Consider the following 25,144-nt stretch of genomic DNA (forward strand, 5'->3'; position numbering starts at 1 on the left):
ATAGCCCTCCTATAATATATTAGATCCAACTGCTTTTTCTACATATTCTTCAATTCTCTTCATGCCAATATTTTTTGTTCCTTTAGAATTTGGAACTGGAATAATTGCAGGAAGAGTCTTATCATCATATCTTTCAACAGTTTCTCTAACCTTTTCTAAAATTTCTTCTGTAATAAATATTACACCATAATCGTCCTTAGCAAGCGAGTCGATAGTTTTTCTAGCTTCAAGTGGGCTCTTAACAGAAAATACATCTATTCCAATAGCCTTAAAGCCTAAGATAGATTCCTTATCACCAACAATAGCTATCTTATACATAAGTCTCACCCAACCTTTCCTTAATAAAATCATTACTTAAACCATTTTGTTTGGAAAGGAGAATAATCCTAATATTTTTCAACTCTCGCTCTCTTAACTTAAAATAAGTGTATATAACTTCTGGACCAGTAACAACAAATCTATTTTCCTTAAGATTTAATATATCATAATAATCTTTCGCTTTTTCAAAATCGGAAATTCTTCCAGATTTGTTGTACATATCAAGACCTTCTTTTAGTAATTTATAAATTTCTTCATATTTAAAGCTTAATATAAATCCATCCAGAGCTTCATAATAATGGGCAAATAATTTTTCCTTAGAAATATTACCTCCATCTGCAACTATTTTCTTCACAAAATCAAGCTCATTTGATTGGAATTTGCTTCTAATCAGCATATATATATTTTGAAAGTCAATTTCATCCTTAACTAGTTTTTCAAAATAAGGATATTTAAATGATTTAGCCATCTCTTCAAGCTCTTTTAAATAATATTTATCAACAAGAATTTCAATACCTCTAGTATCTTTTATAGATTGAATTTCACTCTCAATCTTGGAATATAGGTTAGTTTTGTCCCGAGATCCTGAAAATAAATTTTCTAGAAAATCTTTATCATACTCAGTATTTTCAATTAAGAGATCTTTATTGTCTGTACCCATTAACCTATCTTTCAAAGAAGATCTTTAGGTTATGGATGTCAAATTTAGTAGTAAAAAATTTATATAATTCATTTCCACCCAATTCTTTAAGATTCTTATAAAGATCCTTTTCTGCTTCTTGAAGAGAAACATCATACTCTAGTGGGTCATTGATATTATTAAAAAACGGAGAATACTTTGACTCTCTAAGAACTGATATTGCTTCATCTAAACTTTCAGCCTCGATCATCCTGTTAAAATCAGATTTTGTAAGGAGAGATTTTTCAAGGACTCTTATTCTACTTGAACTTTGAATATAGTCATCTACTTTCATTTTTATCTCCTTCCAAAAATCATTTTTGCAATTTCACCTTCAAGATCTTGTCTATAAAAATCTACCAGTTCTTTAAAATCAAAATTTATAACTTCCTTTTTAGAAATAAGTTTAAATCCTGATTCAGTTTTTTCATCTGAAATTTTATATAAAGAATTTTCAAAAAGTTTTTCCCTTCCCTCTTGAAGAACAAGCTCTATACCATCTTTTGAAAAGTTAGCTAGTTTTTTTTTCTATAAACTCCTTATACACTTTATCATCAACATTAGTTAATTTTTCTTTTGCAGCTTCAAAAACCTTATTTAATATTTCTCCTTGCATTTTAAGCTTCTCATCTCTAAGCTTTAAATTACTAGAGGAAATTATTTTGTCTTTTTCTAAGTCACTATTTGCTAAAGCCTTATCTAATATTTTTTTTGCTTCAGATTTCGCTCTTTCTTCTTCGATATTTATCATTTCTTGCTTTTTTTCTGAAGCTTCTCTTATAATATCTTCTGCTTTTTTTGTAGCGTCATCTACAATTTTTTGGGTTATATTTTCTAAATTAGACATATTCCCCCTCCTTCTAAGTCGGTATAATTAATATTGAACTACGATTAAAAGGATAATTGTCATTACGAATGCTAGAATGGCATAAGTTTCAACCATTACTGCATAAATAACTCCTTTGATTGATTGTTCTTCATTTTTAGCAAGTACATTGATACCAGATACAGCAACTCTTCCTTGTTTTGTAGCTGAAAAGTATCCTACAAGACCCATAGGTAGAGAAGCAAATAAAATATATAAGCCTTGTGCAAGTGTTAAATCTGTACTTAATCTTGTCATAATAAGAATAGCAATTACGAATCCATAAAGTCCTTGAGTACCTGGAAGTAGTTGAAGGATAAGTGATTTACCAAACTTATCTGGCTCTTCAATAATAACTCCAGATGCTGCTTCCCCAGCCATACCAACGCCCTTTGCAGATCCCATACCTGATAAGCTAACGCAAAGTGCTGCTCCTAGAACGGCAAATACAATTCCGCCGTACTCAATAAAAAATTGTGCTAAATTATTCATTACTTTTTTCCCCCTTTTATTTTACGTCAAAATATTTTGATTCACTTGTGAATTTTTTAAACTTTTCTCCTCCACCTTCAAAGAACTTACCAAAGAATTCTACATAAGTAAGTCTTGCTGTGTGAACATAAGCAGATAAAAGTGAAAGGAATAAGTTGAATGCATGTCCAAACAAAAGAACAATTACTCCAAAGATTAAACCAATAATTGATGAACTTAAAAGTTTAAAAATTAGATTAATTGCAAAAGCTATAAATGCGCCAGATAGTGATAGGGCCATAAGTCTAGTATAGGAAACAAGGTCACCTACATAAGATGAAATTCCATATAGGTCATAAAGTCCCCCAGCAATCCTAGCACCTTTTGACTGAGCTTTTCTATTTGCAAATATAACTATTCCCAGCATACCAACAATCATCATTATTAAAAAGATCTTACTAACATTCTCACCCTTACCCATGGCCTTGCTAACTAAAAGTCCACCGGCACCTATCAAAGCTAAGTACCAAGTAAGAACATCATATACAGCGTCCATAAACTTACCATCTCTTATATTTAAATAAGCCTTAATAGCAAGTCCATAAAGTAAGTTAACTGCTCCAAATATAACACTTAATATAAGAAGCTTGGTTGGATCTTCTTGGGCATTAATTAATCCAAATGGTAAACTATAGCCAAAGAAGGACCCATTAATTATTCCCCACATCATAGTAGAAATGCTAATATAAAAGAATAGCTGTAAAAAGTCTTTTTTGCTATCATCAAGTTTAAAGAATTTTAAACCTAAAGCAGTTACTATGAATAAAAATATTCCATATCCTAAGTCAGCTACCATCATTCCAAAAAAGAACCAATAAAATATTGCAAAAAATGGAGTAGGATCCACTTCGCCATATTTTGGAAGAGAGTACATTTTAGTAATAGATTCAAAGGCTGAAACGAGTTTATTATTCTTTAGTAAAATAGGCGCTTTATCATCACTTGTTTTTGCTAATTCTAACTCAAGATAATATGCTCCAGAAAAATTTTCATCCAATATTTTCTTAAATTTTTCTTCCATTTCAGTAGGAATAAATCCACTAATAATATTTATTTCATTTGTATTGTAAAAATTTTCACTAGCTGATAATTTTAATTTTTTATTTTCTAAATCTTCTTTTTTTATTCTTAACTTATCTAAATATGAGCTGTATCCTAAAAGACTTTTCTCTAGAGATTCTATTTCTTCTTTAAGCCTTTTTTCCTCATCTTCAAGTTTTTGGACTGCCATTTTAGGACTAAGATCAGTTTTAAAAGAAATAGGATTGAATCCGAGCTGTCTAAACTCATTCAAGGCTTCCTTGTCCTTGTCAAGAATTATTAAGTAAAGGCCTGTAATAGCCCCTTTTGTGAAAATTGTTTCAGAAAAGGTATATTTGTAATTACTTAGTGCTGTATAAAAACTTTGAAGATTTGATGTTGGAAAAGTTCCCATGTAATAGTAAGCCCTATTTTTTTCTCCCAAATCACTTAAAGGATGATCAAAATCAACCCAAGGAAGATAGTCCTCTTTTTCCTGTTTAATATTTCCAATTCTCTGTCTACTTGTTTCAATTTTTTTAGTAATGCTTCTTAGTTTGTCTGCTATAAAATTAGAGTCAAATTCTTCTGATATACTTTCAATTTCCCTTAAGCTATAAGTTTTCCTAGGTGTATTCAACTCTTCAAGCATACTAGGTTTTTCTTGAATTTTCTCAAGGATCCCAATAGAAAAATCAACATTACTTAGTTCTTCATTTATTTTTTGCATGCTATCAGGGATTTTATAGTCGTCTTGTCTTTTATCTTTGTCCCCTTCATATTCTTCTTTTGAAAAATGGACAAAATTGAAGTGCTGTAGCTCTTCTAAAAGTCTAGCCCTATCATTCTTAAAAGAAAAAAGACGAAACTTCGACATCTTAACTATTGCCATTGTTTTCTAAAATCCTACTTACTACTAGGTCTACTGCCTTATCTAGTTTTTCTTTTTGCATGCCAGAAGTTCTTTTAATAAAATCATCTAATTCTTTATCATTTTTTTTAGATTCTATCTTGCCTTCTTCCCTCTTAGAATTAACTAGTTTTTCGGCTTCGCTTTTAGCTTTTGCTAAAATTTCATTATACCTAATTAAGGATTCCTCTTTACTACTTTTAAGTATTTCTGAAGCTTTTAGATTAGCATCTTTAACTAATAAGTCTGCTTTTTCTTCCGCCCTTCTTACTTTTTCAATAGCATCCATTCAATCACCTCCATTATATGTCATAAGAGAGATCGCTTTCAAAAATTTCTAAAAATAGAAACTACTCTCCTAAATTTATTATAATGTTTAAATACTATAAATGCAAGAATATCAATAAAAGAACATATTTAAATTAAAGAATTAGTTCTATAAAATTGATAATTTGCCCATCCTTTAATTTATGAAAACATTTGTCTAATGAATAACATATAGTTTTATGCTTATAAATATATTTTATCTATAAGCTTAAACTAATTTTATATACATCATTTTTATTTAAATCGAAATCTTCAGACACCTTTTTGACAGCATCTTTTTTACTTATTCCAAGTTCAATAAGTTCTCTTAATTCTTTTTCAACATCTACCTTTTTTTCAAGAAAATAGGAGTCAAGAACAATAACTATTTCACCTTTTGAAAAATTTTTAAATTTTTCGATTGCTTCCTCAACTTGTCCTCTAAAGATTTCTTCATACATCTTAGTCATTTCTCTCACAACTGCAAGATTTCTTCCAGGGCATATTTCTTTTATTTCTTCAAGTGTATTTACAAGTCTTTTTGGGGACTCGTAAATAATACTTAATCCATCATAATTTATAGTTTTTTTAATAAGACTCTCTCTTTTCCCCTTCTCTCTAGGTAAAAAGCCTAAAAATTCAAACCTGTCTGATTTTAATCCAGATAAAATAACAGCATTTACAAGAGCTGATGGTCCAGGGATAGAAGTTACTTTATAAGAATTTTCAAGTAGATAATTAATAAGAATATAGCCAGGATCAGAAATTACAGGACTACCCCTATCTGTAATTAGGGCAATTTTAAAACCCTTATCAATAAGTTCTCTTATATCTTCTTTTTTCTTCTCCTCTGAAAATTTTTCATAAGAAATAAGCTTAGAATCAATCCCATATTCTTTTAAAAGTTTAAAAGATTCTCTTGTATCCTCTGTAAGTATATAATCTACCTCTTTAAGTACCTCAATAGCTCTAATTGTAATGTCTTTTAAGTTTCCTATAGGAACAGCCACTACATATAAATCATATTCCATAATAAATCTCCTTTACTTCATCCGTTATCTTACCATTTTCATATAAATATAAGGCTGGCAAGGTAACAAGATTTTTACCTGAAAGTCTTCTTAATGAGGCCATAAAAGCATATGCATTTTTACCTCTTTCAGAATGAATAAATCTTAACTTAAATGGTTCTAGTCTATGTTTTCTTCCAAGCTCCATAACATCAACCAAGCGGTTAATAGAATTAATCATAATTAAAATACCCTTTTCTTTTAGATATTTTTCTGAAAAAACAAAAATATCTTCTAGTTTTAAACTACCTTCAAAAAAAGCGGTATTAAAAGCTTGATCCTTTTTATAGATTCCCCTGTCTAACTCCCTATAAGGTGGATTGGTAATTATATAATCTAACTTTTCTTTAGGGTGGTACTCATTTATATCAATATTTTCTAATTTTATTATATCCTCTAGATTATTTAACTCAATAGTCTTTGAAAAAAGCTCGCATAGTTCTTTTTGGATTTCAACTGTATAGATAATTTTGGGGCTGTAAAAACTAGCTAGCCTTAACGGAATAATTCCGGTTCCACTTCCTATCTCAAGAACACTTCTACCCTTTTTTATATCTTCAAATCTAGATAAGATTATCCCATCCACACCATATTTAAAAAATTTATTATTTTGAATAATTACATATTTACTTCCTGGTACAATATCTCTTTCTAACATTTTTCGCATCCTTACTAAATTATGTATTAAAATATTTAAAAAAAAGAGCCCACTGGGCTCTTTTAAGCGTATGTATATAATTACGCTTGTTTTATAGCATTTGTTGGACAAACAGCTGCACAATTTCCGCAGTCTATACAAGCTTCACCATCGATAGTGTAAATGTCACCTTCTGAAATACAATCAACTGGACATTCTGGTTGACAAGTTCCACAAGCTATGCAATTATCATCAATTACGTGTGCCATGAAAATACCTCCCTTAAAATTTTCTTACAATAATATTATAAATGTTATATAAAAATTTTTCAAGTTTAAAAAATTTTAATCTTCTTCATATAGATAGTCAATCTTTTCTTCCTCATCTGAAGATTTATTTTTTGCATCCTTTTCATACACTCTAGTAATTTCTTCAAGTGGCAATACTTTCAAATCACCTTCGTCATCTCCAGACAGTATTCTTACCTTAACTTCTCTTTTTAGAATACTTCTATCTATAACTTCTGCATCGCCAAACTCGCTAATAACCTTATCTCCAACCCTTGGCATATCTTTGAGATTTTCCTCATAGACTTCCTCTTCATAGTTTAGACAGCACATAAGTCTTCCGCAAGCTCCAGAAATTTTGCATGGATTTAAAGAAAGTCCTTGATCTTTAGCCATTTTTATGGAAACTGGAGCAAACTCTCCCATGTGATTTTTACAACAGCAAACTCTACCGCACTGACCAATGCCGCCCTTAATCTTAGCCTCATCTCTTACACCAATTTGCCTAAGTTCTATTCTAGTTCTAAAAATACTAGCAAGATCTTTTACTAGGTCTCTAAAATCAACTCTTTGATCAGATGTAAAGTAAAATATTAACTTGTTGTTGTCAAAAGTATATTCTGAATCTATAAGTTTCATATTTAGACCATGCTTTTTTATCTTTTCATCCGCAATAATGAAAGCTTCTTTTGATGCCTCTTTGTTTTCTCTTTGTATAACAGCATCAGCTGCATCAGCTAGCCTAATTACTGGTTTTATTGGGGAAGTAAATTCACTTACATCTATATCTTTGTCTACTAAAACACACCTACCATATTCAATCCCTCTTACAGTTTCTACAATAAGATAGTCATCAACATTTATATTCAAATCTAAAGGATCAAAATAATAAATTTTTCCACTATCCTTAAATCTTACTCCTATAACTCTCAATCTATCACATCTTTTCTAATCTATAATTTAATCTCAGACAGAATAATAGAAATATAATTTATAGATAAATCATAATTTAAATTTAACTTAAAATTATTCTTTACCTCTGAGATTTTTTCTATTGCCCTATTTAATTTTATTAGATTCTCTAGCTTTAAGTCAAATTTTTTATCTTCTCTACTTATTATTATATTTCTTTTAGATTCTGCTAAAGAATCAATAATTAAATTTAAGAAATAGTCCTTATTATCCTTATAAAAATCAAATTCTTTTCTATTAAGCGAAATAAAAGAAAGCTCATTATTTAATGAAGCTTTAATAAAATTTTCAGTAAATAAAATATCATCACTTTTTTCAAAGCTTTCACTCTCAAAGCTAATAAGCTGGGTTCTTGAAATAATTGTATCAAGTAAGTTATATCTGGAGCTAGTTAAAAAAATAATTTTACCATAATCTGGCATTTCCTCAACTAGTTTCAAAAGCGCATTAGATGATATATCACTTAACTTGTAACTATCTTTAACTATTGCTAATTTATAACTTGATAAAATTGGTTTAAAAAGAAAAAACTTTATCATGTCCCTAATGCTATCTATTTTGATGACATCTTTCTCAGCTTCAACAACTAAAAGATTTCTCTTATCTTCTCTAGGGTCAAGCCTTTTGAAAAATTTTAAAGCTTCATCAAAAATCAGTTTTTGATCTCTTGATTCAAAAATATAGGCATGAAAAAGTTTTTCATTGTTATTATTATTCATTACATTCTTTTCATACTTTTAATAGGAACTACAAAGATATTTGCATCCTTTTTATCTTCAACTTTGGACTTATTTTTTGACTTCTCAATGGCTTCTCTAATTGCCATTATTTTTTCGTCGACCTCATTATCCTCGGAACCTATTAGGATTGTTGAGTTGCCGTTTTTTAAAAATCCACCAGATGAAGCAAGTTTTGTTGATCTAATATTTTTATCCATCAAATGATCTGTTACCTCTCTTATAAGGTCATCAGATACTATAGCTATAATAAGTTTCATAAATATCACCTAAATTCTTATGAACTTTTCTACATCTAACATAAAAATAGTAGCTCCTCCAATTTGGACTTCCATTGGAAGTGGAACATAAGCTTCTCCTGGCATAGTGACATTTAGTAAAGTTGTTGTAGTCTTTCTAGACTTACAATCCTCTTCAATTATTCTTAATGCCTCATCAACCCTATCCTCATCTATACCTAACAAAAGAGTGGTATTACCAGCCTTTAAAAATCCTCCTGTTGAAGCAAGTTTTGTCATTCTAAAACCATTTTCAGAAAGATCATCCATAAGCATATGAGCATCTTCATCCTGAACAATAGCTATTAATAGTTTCATTTTACTTTCCTCCTATTTCAATAATGTGTTTTTTACAAATTTCAATCACTTGATCCAGTGATTTAGTAGCATCAACCTTTACAATATTATACTCGTCCTTAAAAAGATCATAAATTTTTTTATATCCATCAATTACAGACTTATGAAACTTAGCATCCTCTTTTTCAATCCTATCAGAAGTTTTTCTCTCTTCACGTCTTCTAAGCTGAGTTTCATAATCAATATCTAAAAAAATTATTAGGTCAGTTTTAAGCCCAGATGTAGCAAAGTTATTAATCTCTCTTATTTCATTTATACCCAAGTTTCTTGAAATACCCTGATAAACTAGAGAAGAAAGTACATATCTATCTGAAAAAATATTATATCCTTCATTGAGTCTAGGAATAATATAAGAGTTTACAAGTTCAGCCCTTGAAGATGCCATAAGTAGAGCTTCTGTTTTTGGACAAATATCTAAATCTCTATTTAGGAGTATATCTCTAATAGCTTCGCCTACATCTGTAAAGCCTGGCTCCCTAACAACCTCAGTATTTCTATGAAACTCCTTAAACATTGCATTGATAACAGTTGACTTTCCACTTCCATCTGCTCCTTCAAATGCAATAAATTTTCCTCTCATATTATCCCCTTTCTAAATTCTTATTCTTCTACAACTACTTTAATTAAATTTTTATCCTTTCCTTTTAAACCAACTATAGAAATTCCAACCTCTGAAAGTTCTTTAACTAAGTCTAAATGTTCTTTAGTAATCCTTTCTCCTGGTGCAAGTTGAGGAATTCCAGGTGGATAGGGATTAATATAAGAAGCAGAAATTCTTCCAACTGCATCTTCTAGTTTTAAAATTTCTGAATTGGCATAGAAAGCTTTTGAAATAGACATAACAACGTCTGGTCTAATTAGAGGATTTTCAAACTCATGTATTTTAATTTTTTCATAATTTTCGTTTATATCTAAAATAGCTTCATATAGTTTTACTATATCTTCCCTAGTATTCATAAGAGTAACAATCCCTATAACATGTCTTAAATCAGCATACTCCATATCAATTGAATAATCTTCATGGAGAATATTCCTAAGTCTTGCACCCTTTATACCTTCTATTTCTATCATGAGCTTAGTAAAATCCCTAGAATAGAAAAGTTCATCTTGTTTTCTAGAAAGAACATGAATTCCTTTAACATTAGATAACTTTTCTTCTAATTCGTCTATAGCTTCACAAATATCAGAAAGTCTTTTTCTTCCATTCTCAGAATCTGTAAAATTAACAGCAAGCTCCGTATTAGTCATAAAAATATAAGATGGAGAAGTAGTTTGAAGCATTCTACTCATTAGTCTAACATCATCAATATCAACCCTATCACTATTAACATGTAGTAGGGCAGTTTGAGTCATAGCTGGAAGAGTTTTGTGACTAGAGTGAATAATAAGGTCAGCTCCAAGTTCACAAGCAGACTTTGGAAGTCTGTCGTTAAAATACATATGAGGACCATGGGCTTCATCTACAATAACTATAATATTTCTTTCATGGCAAATATCAATAATTTCCTTTAAATTACCACAAATTCCATAAAAAGATGGATGAAGCAGTACAATTGCTTTAACATCTTCATTTTCACTTAAAACCTTTAAAACTTCTTCTTTTTTTAAGTCGCCCACTACTTGATTTTCTTGATCGTAATAAGGCATCAAATATTCAACATCAAGGCCAGATAAAATAGCTCCATTGTAAACTCCAATATGAGAGTTTCTTTGAATTAATATTCTATCGCCAGGATTTGTAGCACTCATAAGTGCTATATGAAGGGCTCCAGTGGAACCATTAACAACATAAAGTGAGTGCTTCACTCCATAAACTCTTGCTATTTCTTCCATAGATTCTTCAATAATTCCCTCTGGACTATGAAGATTGTCTGTGCCAAATGTTTCAGTAGTATCAAACATTGGTAGTAAATTGTAGTCTAAACCATCGAATGTTCTTTTCCTATGACCAGGAAACTGAAAGTCTACAACCTGGTGTTGACTTAATTCTTTTAATTTGTTGTAAATTGGAGTTTTTATATCAATATACCTCTTTTCTATATTTTTTATTATAATTATATTATAAGTTAAAATAAGAATATTTCAAGTTTATTTAAGGGGAATTAGCAAAAAAATCAATTGACAGTAAAAAATTTATTAACTATAATTAATACATAATTAAAAATAAAAAAAGGAGAATCAAATGAAGAAATTATTTAAAAAAATATTTTTCTTAAGCCTAATTTTAAGTTTAACAGGATGCTTTAAATCACTTAAACCAGGTACATACGAATCCGAAGGAAACGGTCACAATAAAGATAAAAAAATCAAAATATCAGTTGTTATAAACGATGATAAAAAAATAGAATCAATAAAAGTTTTAGACCATGGAGAAAACGATGAACTTGGAGGAGTAGCACTTGAAAGTCTTGTAAAAGATGCAGTGGAAAAAAATTCAGATAAAATAGATGTTATAGCAGGAGCTACAGAAACTACAGAAGGTTTTAAAGAAGCACTTAATCATGCACTTGAAGAAGCTAGAGACGCCAAATAAATTAAACCACCATTTAATGAACTGACCCCAAAAAGTTGGACCTAAAAAAACCAACTTTGAGGAGGTCAGTTTTTTCATGACAAAATATAGTACAGAATTTAAGATGAAAATAGTACAAGAATACTTAAATAAAGAAGGAGGATATAAATATTTAACTGATAAATATGGACTCAGTGATCATTCAGTAGTCAGAAGATGGGTAAATTCATACAAAACACAAGGATATGAAGGCTTAAAAATTTCTAGAAAAAATAATAGTTACTCTTTCGAATTTAAGAAGAATATAGTAAACTTGTACTTAACAGGAGAAATGTCCTATCAAGAACTTTCTAATCAATTTAAGATTAATAATCCAGCGATCATTGCTAGATGGGTAATTGATTTTAGAAATCAAGGACTTGATGGACTTAGACCTAAAAAGAGAGGAAGACCTTCAAGTATGACTAAAGATAAAAATAATGAAAAAGAAAAAGAACAAGTAAAGAAAGAATATTCTAAGGAAGGGATAGACGAAATTGCTGAACTTAAAGATAAGCTTTACTGGGCACAAATGGAAATAGATTTTCTAAAAAAAAAGATGGAATTAGAGGACGAGGAAGATCAGAAAATGAGAGAATGGCTAGAATAATTCACTCATTAAGAGAAAAATATCCACTAAAAGATTTACTTAAACAATTTAATTTTCCAAAATCAACATACATGTATTGGCAAAAAAGATTTGATAGAAAAAATAAAGATGAAGCCTTTGAGAATCAAATCAAGAAAATGAGAAAAGATAATCCAAACTATGGATACAGAAGAATACATGCGATGCTTAGAAGACTTGGAATTTTAATAAACAAGAAAAAAGTTCAAAGGTTGGTACAGAAGCTGAAACTTCAGGTAACAAACTTTGCACGTAAATCAAGAAAATATTACTCATACAAGGGAACAGTAGGTAAAGTAGCACCAAATAGGATAAAAAGAAGATTTAAAACATCTGTAGTACATCAAAAAATCACAACAGATACAAGTGAATTCAAATACTATGAAACAGATAAGTATGGGAATATGCAAGTAAAAAAACTTTACTTAAATCCTTTCTTGGATATGTTTAATGGAGAAATCATTAGCTATTCAATAACAACTTCACCTACATTAGATGCAATAATAACATCACTTGAAGAAGCAATTTCAAAGACTTCAGATTGCAAGTTTAAAAGAATATTCCATTCAGATCAAGGATGGGCATATCAATTAAAACAATATACTGAAAAATTAGAATCTAATGGAATTTTACAGAGTATGTCAAGAAAAGGAAATTGCTTAGATAATTCTCCTATGGAGAATTTCTTCGGGATATTAAAACAAGAAATTTACTATGGTAGAACGTTTAAATCATTTAACGAACTAAAAAAGACAATAGAAGAATATATAAAATATTACAATGAAGATAGAATAAAAGAAAAACTTGGATATTTAAGTCCAGTTGAATATAGGAAATTGAATGCAGCTTAGCTGCGATTTCCCCTAGGGGAAATATGAGGACAAAAAAACCAGAGACAAATATTTCTAAATGTCTCTGGTATAAAGTCCAACTTTTTGGGGTCACCTTATAAAAATGGTGGTTTTTTATCTTTTTGAATTATCATAGATAATTTCGCCTAAATCCTGAAGCGTTTCAATTGGACTATCAATATTATTAGTATAAATTGTAAATATAAAAGTATTTTCCCCTTCTACAATTACAATATCATTATAATACCCATCATAATCACCCGTTTTATGATGAACTCCCTTGTCATCATTAAAATAAAAAGTAGCATATTCATTATAGACCGTATTTGCCATATCATTATAAAGCAGTTTGTAACTATCATACCTGCCATCATAAACCCTTATTAACATTTTAAGAGCCTCTTTTGGACTAATATAATTACCTTTCGTTGAAGAAATTCCATAATAGTCGTGAAGCTGATCTAAGAGATAGTATCCTCCATACCATCCCAAAAGACCATAGAGCATATTTGTAGCAACATTGTCGGATTCAGTAATAGAAAGTCTTAAAATGTCTTTAAGAGAGTAGATGCTGCCAAATTTATCAAACTGGATAACACCAGTTCCTTCTTCAAAATTATTTTTGTTGTAATTCATTATTCTAGATAGACTTAAGCCTTTCTTATTCACTATGTCATAAGTATAGACATTTATAGGAACTTTCATCGTAGAAGCTGCCAAAAATAATTCATTTTCATTGATTCCAAATCCCCTATCACTAGTCACATCATAAAAAGAAATTCCAATTAAATCTAATGGTATATTATTTGAATCTAAATAGTCATAGATTTCATTTTTAATTTTTTCTATATCAATACTATTTTCCTCTTCCCAGTCATAATTTATAATAATAGGCTCTATTTTTTCTTCATTTTCTAAATTAGAAAATCCTAAAAGCTCTAAACTATCTATTAAATAGTCATCATAAATCTCATAAGAATAATCTTTATTTTTTGGAATCCTATTACTAGACTTTTTACCTTCAGCTTTATAGCTAAAAATAATTAAATAAATAAGTAAAATACATAATCCTATAAAAAGAATACTTAGTATTTTTTTAAAAATTTTCAAATAATATTACACTCCTTAACTCTCATATCTATTTATATTGTATAGCATATATTTAAATTCTTCAATTAAAAAAATTCTATGATATAATTAATTGAGGTGATTTAATGGAATTTTTAGTTGCTATTGCTGGAATGCTTGTTCTAATACTCATACTTAAAATACTACAAGTTTCTGCAAAAATAATATCTAAAGTTTTTATAAATTCGATTTCAGGAATTATAGGTATATTTGTTTTTAATTTAATAGCTAGTTTTTTTGGTTACAATATAAATCTAAATTTTTTAAATTCATTAATAGTAGGAGTTTTTGGACTAGCTGGAATTATATTTATAATTCTTTTTAACATATAATAGACATTTTAAAAATATTTTGTTATAATAAGTAGTAGACTAAATATAAGGGAGGTCAATATTTTGGCAGACACTAAACTTAAAGTAATGAAGAGAGATAGTGTTGGTACTAACAGCAATAAGAAGCTTAGAAGACAAAACTTAATTCCTGCTGTTGTATATGGAAAAGGTGAAGATAATTTAAATATACAAGTTGAAGAAAAAGAATTAAATAGAGCATACTTAGATTGTGGTACTTCTGTTATTCTAGATTTAGAATATGAAGGAACTACTATTCCTGCTCTTTTTAAAGAAATTGTAAAACATCCATATAAAAACAACTATACTCACGCTGATTTTTTCAGAATCAATATGAAAGAAGCTCTTAGAATTTCAATTCCAATTATGCTTGAAGGTAGAGATGAAATTAGAGTTCAACCTTCAATATTAAATCAAATAATTAGTGAAATAGAAATCGAATGTCTTCCATCTGATATTCCTGAATTTGCAATTGTCGATGTAAGAGATATGCAAATTGGAGACTCAATAATGGTTAAAGACTTAGATATAGCTAATAATGATAAGCTTCAAATTCACGAAGATCTTGAAGAAATTGTATGTACTCTACAAGAACCAAGAGAAGAAACTGTTGAAGAAGAAACAGAAGAAAGTGCAGCTGAAGTTCCAACAGTTGATGAAACTGAAAAGGGCGAAGAAGGCGAAGAATAATTATAAGACCCTATGGGGTCTTTTTTAATAGGAGGAAAAATGAATATTACTTTTAATAAAAACTTTGAAAAAAAAGTTTATGTAAAATTTGAAAATGCTTCTACTGGAAATGCAAAGCTAGATTCTTTTTTAGAAAAGAAAGAAATTTCATACGATAAACCAAACATTAAATATTATATAGACCAAGATAAAGAAATTTTACTTCTTCTACTATCAAATCCAGATGACAAGAAAAATTTAATTATCGGATCAAAGAATCTATTTAATAGAGCAAAAGAAGAGAATTTTGACTCATTTAGCGTAATAATACCTAAAGAAAATGAAAGAGAAATTTTCAAGTCCATGCTTGAAGGATTTTTACATGCAAATTACTCTTTTGATAAATATAAAAAAGAGTCAAAGAAAAAAGAAATAAACATTTCTTTTGAAACAAGTGATTATAGCAAGGAAAAAGAAGAAATAGAAAATATAATTGAAGGCGTAAATTTAACTAGAGATTTAGTCAATACTCCTAGTAACGACCTTTACCCTGAAACTCTTGCAAATGAAGCAAAAGAAAATCTAGAAAAATTAGGAATAAAAGTCGAAGTTTATTCAAAAGAAGAAATAAAAAAGCTTAAAATGGAAGCATTTCTTGCTGTAGCTGAAGGATCAGACAAAGAGCCAAAACTTATAGTTATGAAATATCTTCCTAGAAAAGATGAAAAGCCAATCGTTCTTGTAGGTAAAGGACTAACTTACGACTCTGGTGGATATGCACTTAAACCAGCAAAAGGTATGCTCACTATGAAGGCTGATATGGCTGGATCTGCATCAGTAATAGGTGCTCTTTACGCAGCTGCAAAAAATAAAATCGAAAAAAATGTAATCGGTGTAGTTGCAGCATGTGAAAATATGGTTTCAGGTAAAGCCTATAAAAATGGAGATATTATTGGATCAATGAAGGGTGACACTATTGAAGTTATAAATACTGATGCTGAAGGTAGGCTTACACTTGCAGATGCCCTTTACTACTCAGCAGTAAAATTAGATCCAAAAGAAATAATTGATCTTGCAACTCTTACTGGAGCCTGCGTAGTTGGACTTGGTAATTATACTACTGGGGCTGTTACAAATAATAAAGATCTAATGGCTAGAGTTAAAAATGCTTTTGATGAATCTTTAGAATATGTTTGTGAACTACCTTCAAACGATGAACTTAGAGAAGAAATAAAAGGAGATCTTGGAGATATAAAAAATTCAACATACTCTTCTGGCGGAGCAATAACAGCTGGCCTATTTTTAGAAAATTTCGTAATGAATTACCCTTGGGTGCATCTTGATATAGCTGGCCCAGCACATGTTTCAAAAGCTTTTTCTTTCTATCCAGAAGGTTCAACTGGAATTCCAGTAAAATCACTTTATAATTTTATAAAAAACGAAAAATAAATTTTAAGAAATTAAAAAAAATTGCCCTCCCTACTAAAAAAGTAGAGAGGGCATTAATAATTTCATTAAACCTTAACTCTATAAATAATTAAGAGATCTTTTATAGTTATTAGAAAAACATCTATAAATTAAATAATAAAATATAAAGAAAATGAATGCAGCCATAAAGATTGCATCCCAAAATAACCTTACTTATTTTAAGTTTATTATAAATATTTCTCAGAAAATAACTTTTTACTTATCTCCATCCTGGTATGGCTTACCCCATCTAGTATATATGCTTCAGATATTTTTTTAAAACCAAACCTTTCATAAGGCTCAGTTAAATATGTTTCAGCATCAATTTCTATTTTCTCATCTTCAAAATTTTCAAATATATATCTAACTGCCTCTAAAAAGATTTTCCCACCAATACCTTTTCCCCTAAACTTTTTTGGAACATTAAATCTTCCCATACTTGAATACTCTCTTGAATCATATCTTGGTATAAGCCTCATATAACCAGCAAATTCACCATTAGAGTAGTAAATCATGTGCTTACAAATTTTATCTAAGTCGTCTATGTCATTGTAGGGAGATTTTTGTTCAACCACAAAAATGTCCTGCCTACTTTTCAAAATATCATAAAGTTGAAAAATATTAAATTCTTCAAAATCTTTAATACAAATTAAATCACTTTCATTTAAATTTATATATTCCATTAAAATATCCTTCCTATACCATAAGTTAGAATCATAACTATTAGGCCTGCCACAAAATTCCCACAAGCTATTATAGTAAGTGCATGTTTTAGTCTAATATTTAGAAAAGCTGCTATAAGTGAACCTGAATATATTCCTGTTCCTGGAAGTGGGATTGCTACAAAAAGAAAAAGTCCGAAAAGTCCTAACCTCTTTACATATTCTCCATTTTTTATGGCTTTTTTTTTCAATTTTATCAAAAAATTTCTTTAAAAAGGTATTTCGTAAAGTTGAAGCTACCGGCCTAAATAAGTATATAACAAATGAAATTGGAATAATTGATCCTATAAAACTAACTATAAAAGCCTCTATATGACTTAGACCAAGTGAAACCCCTATAGGTATAGCTCCTCTAAGCTCTATTACTGGAACCATAGCTATAAAAAAAGTATATAGATAAATATTAGAAATCATATAAGCACCTCTATTATATTATAACAAATAAATTTAAGATTTAAACTTATAGTTACACTTATTTATCATTTATTTCGTCTATGAAAAATGAGATTTTAATTATGTAAAAAAGGCATAGGGTAAATTCCTCTATGCCAAAGTTTTATTTTTTATTTTCTTTTAATTTAGCTATCTTCTTCTTTTCTTCTTCTAGCTTAATTTGAGCATTCTTTTCAAGTTGTTTTCTTTGGATTTCTTCAGCTTCTTCAACGCTTCTTCCTTCTTGGAAAAGATGGCAGCTAACAAAGTGATCATTTTCAACTTCTAAAAAGTCTGGTCTTTTTTGTCTACAAATATCCATTGCATTTGGACATCTAGTAACAAACTTGCATCCCTTTGGAGCATTTATAGGTGATGGAACTTCTCCTTCAAGATGAATCCTGTTTTCAATATCTGAATTGTGATCAGGATCAGGTACTGGAATTGCTGACATTAAAGCTTTAGTATATGGATGAAGAGGTTTATTATATACCTTTTCAGAATCCGCAAGCTCTACTAGAGATCCCAAATACATAACTCCAAGTCTATCTGAAATATGTTTTACCATTGAAAGATCATGGGAGATAAAAAGATAAGTTAATTTTTTTCTCCTTTTGAAGATGATTTAAAAGATTAACTATTTGAGCTTGAACAGAAACATCAAGTGCTGATATAGGTTCATCACAAACTATGAAAGATGGTTCTACTGCAAGAGATCTTGCAATCCCAACTCTCTGTCTTTGACCACCTGATAATTCATGAGGATATCTTAAAGCGTGCTCTTTATTTAATCCTACTTCATCTAAAAGAGTATTTACAACTTTTTTTTCTTTCAGCTTCGTTCATTTTTGGAAAATGAACATATAAACCTTCTGCTATAATTTCACCAACAGTCATTCTAGGGTCAAGGGAAGCGTATGGGTCTTGAAAAATATATTGACCATGTTTTTTAAAATCTAAGGCTTCCTTTCCTTTTAGAGAGTGGATGTCTTTACCATTATATAAAACTTCTCCCTTAGTGGCCTTATACATGCCAAGAATAGTTCTACCACAAGTTGTCTTGCCACAGCCAGACTCTCCTACTAGGCCAAATGTTTCCCCTTCATTAATCTTAAAGCTAACATCATCAACAGCTTTTAGATCTTGACCCTTTACATTAAAATATTTGGAAAGGTTTTTTACATCAAGTAATACTTTTTTATTTTCCATTAGTATTCACCCCTTCTCATCGCATCATAGTCTATTTCAGGTGCATTTGGATGTTCTAGGAAACATCTTACTGAGTGAGTATCAGATTTGCCAGTCTTTGAAGGATGATGCATTTTACAAACAGCCATAGCTTTTGAACACCTAGGTGCAAAAGGACATCCCTTTAAAGGTAATAGTAAATCTGGAGGAGTTCCACCAAGTGCTCTAAGGTCTTGATCTTTTTGGTTAACCTTTGGAATAGAGTTTAATAGAGCCCAAGTATATGGATGTCTAGATTCATTGAATATTTCCCTTGTAGTTCCCTCTTCGACAATCTCTCCAGCATACATTACCTGAATTCTATCTGCAAAATTAGCAACAACTCCAAGGTCATGAGTAACAAGTATAATAGCTGTATCAAGTTCCTCTTTAAGCTTGTTTAAAAGATCTAAGATTTGAGCTTGAATAGTTACATCTAGAGCCGTTGTTGGTTCATCAGCTATCAGTAAATTAGGAGAACAAGATAGAGCAATTGCTATCATAACTCTCTGTCTCATTCCTCCTGATAGCTCATGAGGATATGCTGAAAGTCTCTTCCTAGCTTCAGGAATCTGAACTATATCAAGTAGCTTTGCAGCTTCATCTTTAGCTTCCTTTCCACTCATATTTCTATGAATTTTTAAAGCCTCTATAATTTGATTACCAATTTTCATAGTTGGATTTAAAGATGTCATTGGGTCCTGGAAAATCATAGAAATATCTCCACCTCTAAGCTGAGTTAGTCTTTTATTATCCATTTTTAAGACATCTTCTCCATCGTAAGTTATAATGGAGCCTTTTTTTATTTCTGCATTTCTTTTTGGAAGAAGTCTCATAACTGATTTTGCTGTAACAGATTTACCGCATCCAGATTCTCCTACAAAGGCCAAGGTTTCTCCTCTGTTAACATGGAAGCTAACACCTCTTACAGCCTTTACTTCTCCAGCATAAGTATTAAAAGAAACGCTTAAGTTTTCTACATTTAGCAAAACTTTGCTTTTATCATTTTCACTAACTTTATTATCATTGTTTTTTATATTTTTTTCCATATTTACCTACTTCCTTAGCTTTGGATCAAGTGCATCTCTTAGGCCATCTCCTAATAGAGTAAAGCCAAGCATAGTGAGTGCTATCATTAAAGATGGGAAAAACATTTGATATGGGTGGTTCATAAGGTTTTGAGTTGCTTCTGAAGCCATAATACCCCAAGATGTATTTGGAGCTTGAAGCCCAATACCTAAGTATGATAAGAAGGATTCAGAGAAAATAAATCCTGGAATATCAAATGTAATACCTACAATAACTACTGGAAGAGCATTTGGAATTAAATGCTTCTTAATTATTTGCCAGTCTGAAACTCCCAATGTTCTAGCTGCTAATACAAATTCTTGATTTTTAAGTTTAAGAACTTCAGCACGAATAAGTCTTGCAGTTCCAGTCCAAGAAACTAGAGTAAGAGCTAATACAATAGACCAAAGTTCTCTTGAATTTAATCTAATTTGAACAAGAATAACTATTAAAAGGTAAGGTAGAGATGAAAGAATTTCTACGATTCTCATCATTATAATATCAGCCTTGCCTCCAACAAAACCTGCAATAGATCCATAAATTACACCTACAACTGTTGAAACGAAAGCGCATGATATACCAATAATAAGAGAAGCTCTACCAGCAACCCAAACTCTTGTGAAAATATCACGGCCAGAAATATCTGTTCCAAACCAAAACTCACCATTTGGTGGAATGTCTTTTAGCTTTGAAACCATAGTATTAAATTCATACTTATTGAAATATGGACCTACAGCACACATAAGAACAAGAAGTAGTAAAAGAATCATTGATCCAATAGCTACAGGATTTGACTTAAGTCTCATCCAAACATCTTGCCAAAATGTAAGTGAAGGTCTAGCTATTAATTCAGCCTCTTCCTTGTCTTTAGGAACTGGTCTAAAGAGTTCTTTATCTAAATTTAAATTATTATTTTCCATATTAATCCTCCGAAAGTTTTATTCTAGGGTCAACTATACCATATAAAATATCTACTACAAGTTGCGCTACAAGGAATAAAAATCCAAAGAATACTGTAGTACCTACTATCATAGGAAAGTCCATGTCAGATACTGATTTAACTAGATAAAATCCAAGTCCAGGTATAGAGAAAATCTTTTCAATAACGAATGATCCCGCAAAGATTCCAGATATTTGACCACCTAAGATTGTAAGTGATGGGATAATAGCATTTCTTAAAACATGCTTTCTAATTACTCCACCGTAACTTACTCCCTTTGCTTCCGCTGTTAATATATAGTCTGAGTTTATAACTTCTAGAACAGAAGATCTCATATAACGTGCATAAGTTGCAATAGTTCCAAATGATAAGGCTATCATTGGAAGAACCCATGAAAGTTTACTTCCCCAGCCATAAGCTGGTAGTAATTTTAATTTTACTGAAAATACATATTGTAGTAGAGGTGCAAGTACAAATGATGGAACAGTAACCCCTACTATAGCTAGAAATATAATTACATAATCTGGCCACCTATTACGGTTAAGTGCTGCTATTATTCCAAATAAAATACCTATAAACACCCCAACAACTAAAGAAGAAAAACCAATTTTAGCAGAAATTGGAGCATTTTTCTTAATTGTACTAGTAACCTTCATTCCTGGATAGATAATTGACTCTCCAAGGTCTCCATCGGTAAAAAAGTTTTTTAAGAACATAAATAACTGTTTGTGTACTGGTTCATTTAATCCATATTTGGCTTCAAAGTTTGCTCTAACTTGAGGCGGTAGATTTCTTTGAGCCATTTTACCTAATGGGTCTCCTGGAACTGTGTGCATTAGGTAAAATGTAGTTACAGTAATTACAAAAAGAGTAACTATCATGAAACCTATACGTTTTAGTATATACTTTAACATTTTAAAACTCCTATTTTTTTAAGTATTTACAAATTATATAATTTGTATTATCTGTAAAATTAGATATAAGGAAATAGCTAGGCTATTTCCTTATATCAATTTTTTATTACAGTTAAAGGTAAGATTATCTACCTTCAGTATGCATTGTTTGCCATCCCATAGTTTGGAAGAAGTTTTCTTGTGCTCCAACTACATAGAATTTTCTAAATATGTTAGAAATTGAATGGTTGATAGGTGCTATAGCCATATCATCTTTAATAAGAATTTTTTCAGCTTCTTTTAAATCTTTGATTCTTTCGTCAGCATCTCCACTTGCTTGAGCTTTTTCGATTAATTCATCATATTTTTCGTTCTTATATCCTTGTGATTCATAAGCTGGTGCTTTTGACCATAAAGTTTCAAGGAAGTTAGATGGATCGTTGAAATCAGCTCCCCATGCTAACCAGCAAATATCAAATTCGCCTGAATTTAACTTAGCTGAGAATGCGTTCCAGTCGTTATCAGTTACATTTAATTTAATACCTAATTTGCTTTCGATATCTTGTTTAATAAATTCTGACATAAGTCTTGATTTAGGATCATTTGATGAACCTTCGAATTTAATTTCAAGTTTAGATGGATCTTCTCCAAGACCTGCTTCTTTCATTCCTTCAATTAAAAGAGCCTTAGGGTCTTTAACTTCATCTATAACTTCTTTAAGAGGGCCTTCGCCGCTTGTATTGAAAGTCTTAGTTTGAAGTTGCATTGTTGGTGGAACAAATGAGTATGCTGGAACAGGGTTTCCGTCCATTGTAGCATCGATTAATTCTTGTCTATCAAGAGCTACTGCAATTGCTTGTCTTATCTTTGCTGATTTTGAAACAGGAGAATTTTCATTGAAGTTAAATAGTAAATATCCTGTCCATGGATTTTCTCTTCTTGTATAAGTTAATTCTGGATTTTCTTTGAATTGAGCTTGTTTTGAAGGATCTCCAATAGACGCAAAGTCAATTTGTCCAGTTTCTAGAGCTGTATTGATAGTGTTAGCATCTTGAATAATTTGTGCATGAACTTTGTCTAATAGAACATTTTCAGCATTCCAGAATTCTGGATTTTTCTTAAATTCTAGACTTGAGTTAACTAACCATGAATCTAAAATGAAAGGTCCGCAAGATGGAGTGTTTTCAGGTGCTGTAGCATAAAGATCAGCAAATTGTTTTACCATGTCTTCTCTTTGTGGGAAATATGTTCTCATAATAACTAAGTCTAGGAAATATCCAAATGGTTTTTCAAGAGTAATTTCTAGAGTCTTTTCATCAAGAGCCTTAACTCCTAATTCTTCAACTGGTTTGTCACCCTTGTTTACAGCTTCTCCATTCTTAATAGGATAAATTGTATTTGCAAAAGGTGAAGCAGTATTAGGATCAGCTGATCTCTTGATACCAAATTCATAGTCTTTTGCAGTAACAGGTGTTCCGTCTGACCATTTGTTATCATTTAATTTGAAAGTCCAAACTAATCCGTCTTCTGAAGTTTCCCAAGAAGCAGCTCCTGCAGGAACATAATCAGCTACAGCTGGATCATCTTTATTTTGAGCAATACGAACAAGTGGTTCTAATGTATTTAATAGAACTGTATTACCATACATATCAGATCCCTTTGATGGGTCTAAAGTGTTAGGTTGAGCGTCAATTAAAACATTTAGGAATTGATCCTTATCTGGTGTTCCAGTAGGTTGTTTCTTATCCCCACTTGTGTTATCTGCTGTATTATCATCACCAGCAGGCTCTTCTGTTTTATTAGTGTCATCTTTTTTGTTTTCATCTGTTGTTTGAGTTTTGTTTTCAGTATCAGATGGTTTATTTTCTTTATTACAAGCTACAAGTCCAAAAACCATAACCATAGCAGCTAATAATAAAGCTAAAATTCTTTTAGTTTTCATTTAAAAACTCCCTCCTTAAAATTAACGTTAATAGATAAAAACTATTTCCCAAAATTTTTATCCCTTACGTTCAGTTACTTATTTTATATCATAAACTAACAATATGCAAATTCTAGAATTTTTTAATAAAATGAAATTCCTTTTCCCGATTGATATTTTAATAACTTTAAGATCATAATTCAAAAAGTAAAGATTTTTTATCATCCTCTATTTTATAATGTTTGTTGAAATTTTTATTATTTAAATTTAATTTAAATAGTAATTTAAGATAAAAAAAATATTTTCCCAAATTTATTTTTTAAAATTATTGTCTTTTCTGAATATAAAATAATAGTTAAAAAATCTTTAGTATTTTATTCATTGTATATTTTTATTATAATTTATAGAATATTTTATTATTGCATAGTATATTTGATAATTTAGAGATCAAATGTTACAAAATAGTTAAAAACAATAATTTTAAGGTCAAATTTATTAATAATTTTACATTTTTTGCACATATTTTTTCAAGAATTAGAAAATATTAAATTTTTGTAACATTTATTAGTTTTTGTTTATATAGGTCATATCTGTGGTATAATTATTAAAAAGGAGGTTGTAAAATGCCTTATATAGAAGTAAAAAACATATCAAAAATATATAAAATGGGAGAAACTGAAATTGTAGCTAATGATAATATTAGTTTTGAGATAGAAAAAGGTGAACTAACAATAATTGTTGGCCCTTCAGGTGCAGGTAAATCAACTGTATTAAACCTACTAGGAGGTATGGATACGCCAAGTCTAGGAGAAATTTTTGTAGATGGGAAAGAAATTTCAAAACTAAATGATAGGGCCCTTACTAAATATAGAAGAGAAGATGTGGGTTTTGTTTTTCAATTTTATAACCTTGTTCCTAATCTAACTGCTCTTGAAAATGTTGAACTTGCTTCACAAATTGTTTCTGATGCAAAGGATCCTATGGAAACTTTAGAAAAAGTTGGCTTAAAGGATAGGGTTAATAATTTTCCTTCACAGCTTTCTGGTGGAGAGCAGCAAAGGGTTTCTATTGCAAGGGCAATAGCGAAATCTCCAAAAATTCTTTTATGCGATGAACCAACAGGAGCTCTAGATTATACTACTGGCAAGGAAGTTTTAAAGCTGCTTCAAGACCAATCTAGAATTTATGGCTCAACTGTTATTATAATCACTCACAACAAGGCAATTGCTCCTATTGCAGATAGAATTATTGAAATAAATGATGCTAAGATTAGAGATATTAAGATTAATAAAAAATTAAAAGATATAGAAGATATAGAATGGTAGGTAAA

30 protein-coding genes and 2 pseudogenes are annotated in these 25,144 nt (G+C 30.1%); 7 read left to right on the forward strand and 25 right to left on the reverse strand.

The window, feature by feature from the left end:
- Window positions 1-9: 9 nt before the first annotated feature.
- The 16 genes from VLK81_RS09060 to VLK81_RS09135 form a co-directional block, all read right to left on the reverse strand.
- Window positions 10-318, reverse strand: coding sequence for a V-type ATP synthase subunit F (locus VLK81_RS09060; protein WP_324620298.1), 309 nt, complete (start codon window positions 316-318; stop codon window positions 10-12).
- On the reverse strand, window positions 311-994 hold the full coding sequence (locus tag VLK81_RS09065; protein WP_324620299.1) for a V-type ATPase subunit: 684 nt from the start codon (window positions 992-994) through the stop codon (window positions 311-313). The genes VLK81_RS09060 and VLK81_RS09065 overlap by 8 nt, the downstream gene beginning before the upstream one ends.
- Entirely contained in the window at window positions 984-1,292 is a 309-nt protein-coding gene (locus tag VLK81_RS09070; protein WP_324620301.1) for a V-type ATPase subunit, read from the reverse strand. Before VLK81_RS09070 ends, VLK81_RS09065 begins: the two co-directional genes overlap by 11 nt.
- Before the next feature lie 216 nt (window positions 1,293-1,508).
- Entirely contained in the window at window positions 1,509-1,844 is a 336-nt protein-coding gene (locus VLK81_RS09075) for a V-type ATP synthase subunit E family protein (RefSeq protein WP_324620303.1), read from the reverse strand.
- A gap of 27 nt (window positions 1,845-1,871) precedes the next feature.
- The gene (locus VLK81_RS09080) at window positions 1,872-2,354 is read right to left on the reverse strand and encodes a V-type ATP synthase subunit K (protein ID WP_324620305.1); all 483 of its coding nucleotides are present in this window, start codon (window positions 2,352-2,354) and stop codon (window positions 1,872-1,874) included.
- 16 nt (window positions 2,355-2,370) lie between these two features.
- Window positions 2,371-4,305: a V-type ATP synthase subunit I gene (locus VLK81_RS09085; RefSeq protein ID WP_324620306.1), complete on the reverse strand. Its 1,935-nt coding sequence runs from the start codon at window positions 4,303-4,305 to the stop codon at window positions 2,371-2,373.
- Entirely contained in the window at window positions 4,292-4,612 is a 321-nt protein-coding gene (locus VLK81_RS09090) for a hypothetical protein (protein WP_324620308.1), read from the reverse strand. The genes VLK81_RS09085 and VLK81_RS09090 overlap by 14 nt, the downstream gene beginning before the upstream one ends.
- Before the next feature lie 238 nt (window positions 4,613-4,850).
- Window positions 4,851-5,660, reverse strand: a complete 810-nt coding sequence (rsmI, locus tag VLK81_RS09095; protein ID WP_324620310.1) for a 16S rRNA (cytidine(1402)-2'-O)-methyltransferase — start codon at window positions 5,658-5,660, stop codon at window positions 4,851-4,853.
- Window positions 5,650-6,357 (reverse strand): tRNA1(Val) (adenine(37)-N6)-methyltransferase, encoded by a 708-nt coding sequence (locus VLK81_RS09100; RefSeq protein ID WP_324620312.1) that lies wholly within the window; start codon window positions 6,355-6,357, stop codon window positions 5,650-5,652. Before VLK81_RS09100 ends, rsmI begins: the two co-directional genes overlap by 11 nt.
- A gap of 80 nt (window positions 6,358-6,437) precedes the next feature.
- A complete protein-coding gene (locus tag VLK81_RS09105) occupies window positions 6,438-6,605 on the reverse strand; it encodes a DUF362 domain-containing protein (RefSeq protein WP_324620313.1) in 168 nt (55 codons plus the stop codon).
- A 75-nt stretch (window positions 6,606-6,680) separates the two neighbouring features.
- The gene (locus VLK81_RS09110) at window positions 6,681-7,556 is read right to left on the reverse strand and encodes a PSP1 domain-containing protein (RefSeq protein ID WP_324620314.1); all 876 of its coding nucleotides are present in this window, start codon (window positions 7,554-7,556) and stop codon (window positions 6,681-6,683) included.
- 20 nt (window positions 7,557-7,576) lie between these two features.
- A complete protein-coding gene (locus VLK81_RS09115) occupies window positions 7,577-8,314 on the reverse strand; it encodes a hypothetical protein (protein ID WP_324620316.1) in 738 nt (245 codons plus the stop codon).
- Window positions 8,314-8,592 (reverse strand): cyclic-di-AMP receptor, encoded by a 279-nt coding sequence (locus VLK81_RS09120; RefSeq protein WP_324620318.1) that lies wholly within the window; start codon window positions 8,590-8,592, stop codon window positions 8,314-8,316. Before VLK81_RS09120 ends, VLK81_RS09115 begins: the two co-directional genes overlap by 1 nt.
- 9 nt (window positions 8,593-8,601) lie before the next feature.
- On the reverse strand, window positions 8,602-8,928 hold the full coding sequence (locus tag VLK81_RS09125; protein ID WP_324620320.1) for a cyclic-di-AMP receptor: 327 nt from the start codon (window positions 8,926-8,928) through the stop codon (window positions 8,602-8,604).
- 1 nt (window position 8,929) lies between these two features.
- Window positions 8,930-9,547, reverse strand: a complete 618-nt coding sequence (gene tmk / locus VLK81_RS09130) for a dTMP kinase (RefSeq protein WP_324620321.1) — start codon at window positions 9,545-9,547, stop codon at window positions 8,930-8,932.
- Between the two features lie 20 nt (window positions 9,548-9,567).
- Complete coding sequence (locus VLK81_RS09135; RefSeq protein ID WP_324620515.1) at window positions 9,568-11,046, reverse strand: aminotransferase class I/II-fold pyridoxal phosphate-dependent enzyme; 1,479 nt, start codon at window positions 11,044-11,046, stop codon at window positions 9,568-9,570.
- 103 nt (window positions 11,047-11,149) lie between these two features.
- Here VLK81_RS09135 and VLK81_RS09140 point away from each other — a divergent pair, with 103 nt between their 5' ends.
- From VLK81_RS09140 to VLK81_RS09150, 3 genes are all read left to right on the forward strand, one after another.
- Entirely contained in the window at window positions 11,150-11,500 is a 351-nt protein-coding gene (locus VLK81_RS09140; RefSeq protein WP_324620323.1) for an FMN-binding protein, read from the forward strand.
- A 76-nt stretch (window positions 11,501-11,576) separates the two neighbouring features.
- On the forward strand, window positions 11,577-12,128 hold the full coding sequence (locus VLK81_RS09145) for a helix-turn-helix domain-containing protein (RefSeq protein ID WP_324620325.1): 552 nt from the start codon (window positions 11,577-11,579) through the stop codon (window positions 12,126-12,128).
- On the forward strand, window positions 12,116-12,997 hold the full coding sequence (locus tag VLK81_RS09150) for an IS3 family transposase (RefSeq protein WP_324620327.1): 882 nt from the start codon (window positions 12,116-12,118) through the stop codon (window positions 12,995-12,997). The genes VLK81_RS09145 and VLK81_RS09150 overlap by 13 nt, the downstream gene beginning before the upstream one ends.
- Before the next feature lie 114 nt (window positions 12,998-13,111).
- Here the strand turns inward: VLK81_RS09150 and VLK81_RS09155 are convergent, their stop codons facing one another.
- Complete coding sequence (locus VLK81_RS09155; protein WP_324620329.1) at window positions 13,112-14,107, reverse strand: serine hydrolase; 996 nt, start codon at window positions 14,105-14,107, stop codon at window positions 13,112-13,114.
- Between the two features lie 104 nt (window positions 14,108-14,211).
- On the opposite strand from VLK81_RS09155, the gene VLK81_RS09160 reads away from it, so the two are divergent.
- The 3 genes from VLK81_RS09160 to VLK81_RS09170 all read left to right on the forward strand — a co-directional run bounded on the left by VLK81_RS09160 (window position 14,212) and on the right by VLK81_RS09170 (window position 16,593).
- On the forward strand, window positions 14,212-14,457 hold the full coding sequence (locus tag VLK81_RS09160) for a pro-sigmaK processing inhibitor BofA family protein (protein ID WP_324620331.1): 246 nt from the start codon (window positions 14,212-14,214) through the stop codon (window positions 14,455-14,457).
- Between the two features lie 63 nt (window positions 14,458-14,520).
- The gene (locus VLK81_RS09165; protein ID WP_324620333.1) at window positions 14,521-15,165 is read left to right on the forward strand and encodes a 50S ribosomal protein L25; all 645 of its coding nucleotides are present in this window, start codon (window positions 14,521-14,523) and stop codon (window positions 15,163-15,165) included.
- A gap of 39 nt (window positions 15,166-15,204) precedes the next feature.
- Entirely contained in the window at window positions 15,205-16,593 is a 1,389-nt protein-coding gene (locus VLK81_RS09170) for a leucyl aminopeptidase (RefSeq protein WP_324620335.1), read from the forward strand.
- A 206-nt stretch (window positions 16,594-16,799) separates the two neighbouring features.
- Here VLK81_RS09170 and VLK81_RS09175 read toward each other — a convergent pair whose 3' ends face one another.
- The 8 genes and pseudogenes from VLK81_RS09175 to VLK81_RS09205 form a co-directional block, all read right to left on the reverse strand.
- Window positions 16,800-17,294 (reverse strand): GNAT family N-acetyltransferase, encoded by a 495-nt coding sequence (locus tag VLK81_RS09175; protein ID WP_324620336.1) that lies wholly within the window; start codon window positions 17,292-17,294, stop codon window positions 16,800-16,802.
- The gene (locus VLK81_RS09180; protein ID WP_324620337.1) at window positions 17,294-17,533 is read right to left on the reverse strand and encodes a small multi-drug export protein; all 240 of its coding nucleotides are present in this window, start codon (window positions 17,531-17,533) and stop codon (window positions 17,294-17,296) included. Before VLK81_RS09180 ends, VLK81_RS09175 begins: the two co-directional genes overlap by 1 nt.
- A 4-nt stretch (window positions 17,534-17,537) precedes the next feature.
- A pseudogene (locus VLK81_RS09805) lies at window positions 17,538-17,747 on the reverse strand (small multi-drug export protein); the annotation flags it as partial.
- A gap of 271 nt (window positions 17,748-18,018) precedes the next feature.
- A pseudogene (locus VLK81_RS09185) lies at window positions 18,019-18,974 on the reverse strand (ABC transporter ATP-binding protein); the annotation flags it as partial.
- Window positions 18,974-20,041, reverse strand: a complete 1,068-nt coding sequence (locus VLK81_RS09190; protein WP_324620339.1) for an ABC transporter ATP-binding protein — start codon at window positions 20,039-20,041, stop codon at window positions 18,974-18,976. The gene VLK81_RS09190 and the pseudogene VLK81_RS09185, both read right to left, overlap by 1 nt.
- A gap of 6 nt (window positions 20,042-20,047) precedes the next feature.
- Complete coding sequence (locus tag VLK81_RS09195; protein ID WP_324620341.1) at window positions 20,048-20,980, reverse strand: ABC transporter permease; 933 nt, start codon at window positions 20,978-20,980, stop codon at window positions 20,048-20,050.
- Window position 20,981: 1 nt separating this feature from the next.
- Window positions 20,982-21,914, reverse strand: a complete 933-nt coding sequence (locus VLK81_RS09200; protein ID WP_324620343.1) for an ABC transporter permease — start codon at window positions 21,912-21,914, stop codon at window positions 20,982-20,984.
- Window positions 21,915-22,038: 124 nt separating this feature from the next.
- Window positions 22,039-23,835, reverse strand: a complete 1,797-nt coding sequence (locus VLK81_RS09205; RefSeq protein WP_324620345.1) for a peptide ABC transporter substrate-binding protein — start codon at window positions 23,833-23,835, stop codon at window positions 22,039-22,041.
- 602 nt (window positions 23,836-24,437) lie between these two features.
- On the opposite strand from VLK81_RS09205, the gene VLK81_RS09210 reads away from it, so the two are divergent.
- Complete coding sequence (locus VLK81_RS09210; protein WP_324620346.1) at window positions 24,438-25,139, forward strand: ABC transporter ATP-binding protein; 702 nt, start codon at window positions 24,438-24,440, stop codon at window positions 25,137-25,139.
- The last annotated feature ends 5 nt before the right edge of the window (window positions 25,140-25,144 follow it).

This window comes from Citroniella saccharovorans, from assembly GCF_035481615.1.
Classification (GTDB): Bacteria; Bacillota; Clostridia; order Tissierellales; family Peptoniphilaceae; genus Citroniella; species Citroniella saccharovorans.

Coding starts and splice junctions, on each gene's coding strand:
- VLK81_RS09060 (WP_324620298.1), bottom strand. CDS start 318: ATGTATAAGATAGCTATTGTTGGTGATAAGGAATCTATCTTAGGCTTT.
- VLK81_RS09070 (WP_324620301.1), bottom strand. CDS start 1,292: ATGAAAGTAGATGACTATATTCAAAGTTCAAGTAGAATAAGAGTCCTT.
- VLK81_RS09075 (WP_324620303.1), bottom strand. CDS start 1,844: ATGTCTAATTTAGAAAATATAACCCAAAAAATTGTAGATGACGCTACA.
- VLK81_RS09080 (WP_324620305.1), bottom strand. CDS start 2,354: ATGAATAATTTAGCACAATTTTTTATTGAGTACGGCGGAATTGTATTT.
- VLK81_RS09085 (WP_324620306.1), bottom strand. CDS start 4,305: ATGGCAATAGTTAAGATGTCGAAGTTTCGTCTTTTTTCTTTTAAGAAT.
- VLK81_RS09090 (WP_324620308.1), bottom strand. CDS start 4,612: ATGGATGCTATTGAAAAAGTAAGAAGGGCGGAAGAAAAAGCAGACTTA.
- rsmI (WP_324620310.1), bottom strand. CDS start 5,660: ATGGAATATGATTTATATGTAGTGGCTGTTCCTATAGGAAACTTAAAA.
- VLK81_RS09100 (WP_324620312.1), bottom strand. CDS start 6,357: ATGTTAGAAAGAGATATTGTACCAGGAAGTAAATATGTAATTATTCAA.
- VLK81_RS09105 (WP_324620313.1), bottom strand. CDS start 6,605: ATGGCACACGTAATTGATGATAATTGCATAGCTTGTGGAACTTGTCAA.
- VLK81_RS09115 (WP_324620316.1), bottom strand. CDS start 8,314: ATGAATAATAATAACAATGAAAAACTTTTTCATGCCTATATTTTTGAA.
- VLK81_RS09120 (WP_324620318.1), bottom strand. CDS start 8,592: ATGAAACTTATTATAGCTATAGTATCTGATGACCTTATAAGAGAGGTA.
- VLK81_RS09125 (WP_324620320.1), bottom strand. CDS start 8,928: ATGAAACTATTAATAGCTATTGTTCAGGATGAAGATGCTCATATGCTT.
- tmk (WP_324620321.1), bottom strand. CDS start 9,547: ATGAGAGGAAAATTTATTGCATTTGAAGGAGCAGATGGAAGTGGAAAG.
- VLK81_RS09140 (WP_324620323.1), top strand. CDS start 11,150: ATGAAGAAATTATTTAAAAAAATATTTTTCTTAAGCCTAATTTTAAGT.
- VLK81_RS09145 (WP_324620325.1), top strand. CDS start 11,577: ATGACAAAATATAGTACAGAATTTAAGATGAAAATAGTACAAGAATAC.
- VLK81_RS09150 (WP_324620327.1), top strand. CDS start 12,116: ATGGCTAGAATAATTCACTCATTAAGAGAAAAATATCCACTAAAAGAT.
- VLK81_RS09160 (WP_324620331.1), top strand. CDS start 14,212: ATGGAATTTTTAGTTGCTATTGCTGGAATGCTTGTTCTAATACTCATA.
- VLK81_RS09170 (WP_324620335.1), top strand. CDS start 15,205: ATGAATATTACTTTTAATAAAAACTTTGAAAAAAAAGTTTATGTAAAA.
- VLK81_RS09175 (WP_324620336.1), bottom strand. CDS start 17,294: ATGGAATATATAAATTTAAATGAAAGTGATTTAATTTGTATTAAAGAT.
- VLK81_RS09190 (WP_324620339.1), bottom strand. CDS start 20,041: ATGGAAAAAAATATAAAAAACAATGATAATAAAGTTAGTGAAAATGAT.
- VLK81_RS09195 (WP_324620341.1), bottom strand. CDS start 20,980: ATGGAAAATAATAATTTAAATTTAGATAAAGAACTCTTTAGACCAGTT.
- VLK81_RS09200 (WP_324620343.1), bottom strand. CDS start 21,914: ATGTTAAAGTATATACTAAAACGTATAGGTTTCATGATAGTTACTCTT.
- VLK81_RS09205 (WP_324620345.1), bottom strand. CDS start 23,835: ATGAAAACTAAAAGAATTTTAGCTTTATTATTAGCTGCTATGGTTATG.
- VLK81_RS09210 (WP_324620346.1), top strand. CDS start 24,438: ATGCCTTATATAGAAGTAAAAAACATATCAAAAATATATAAAATGGGA.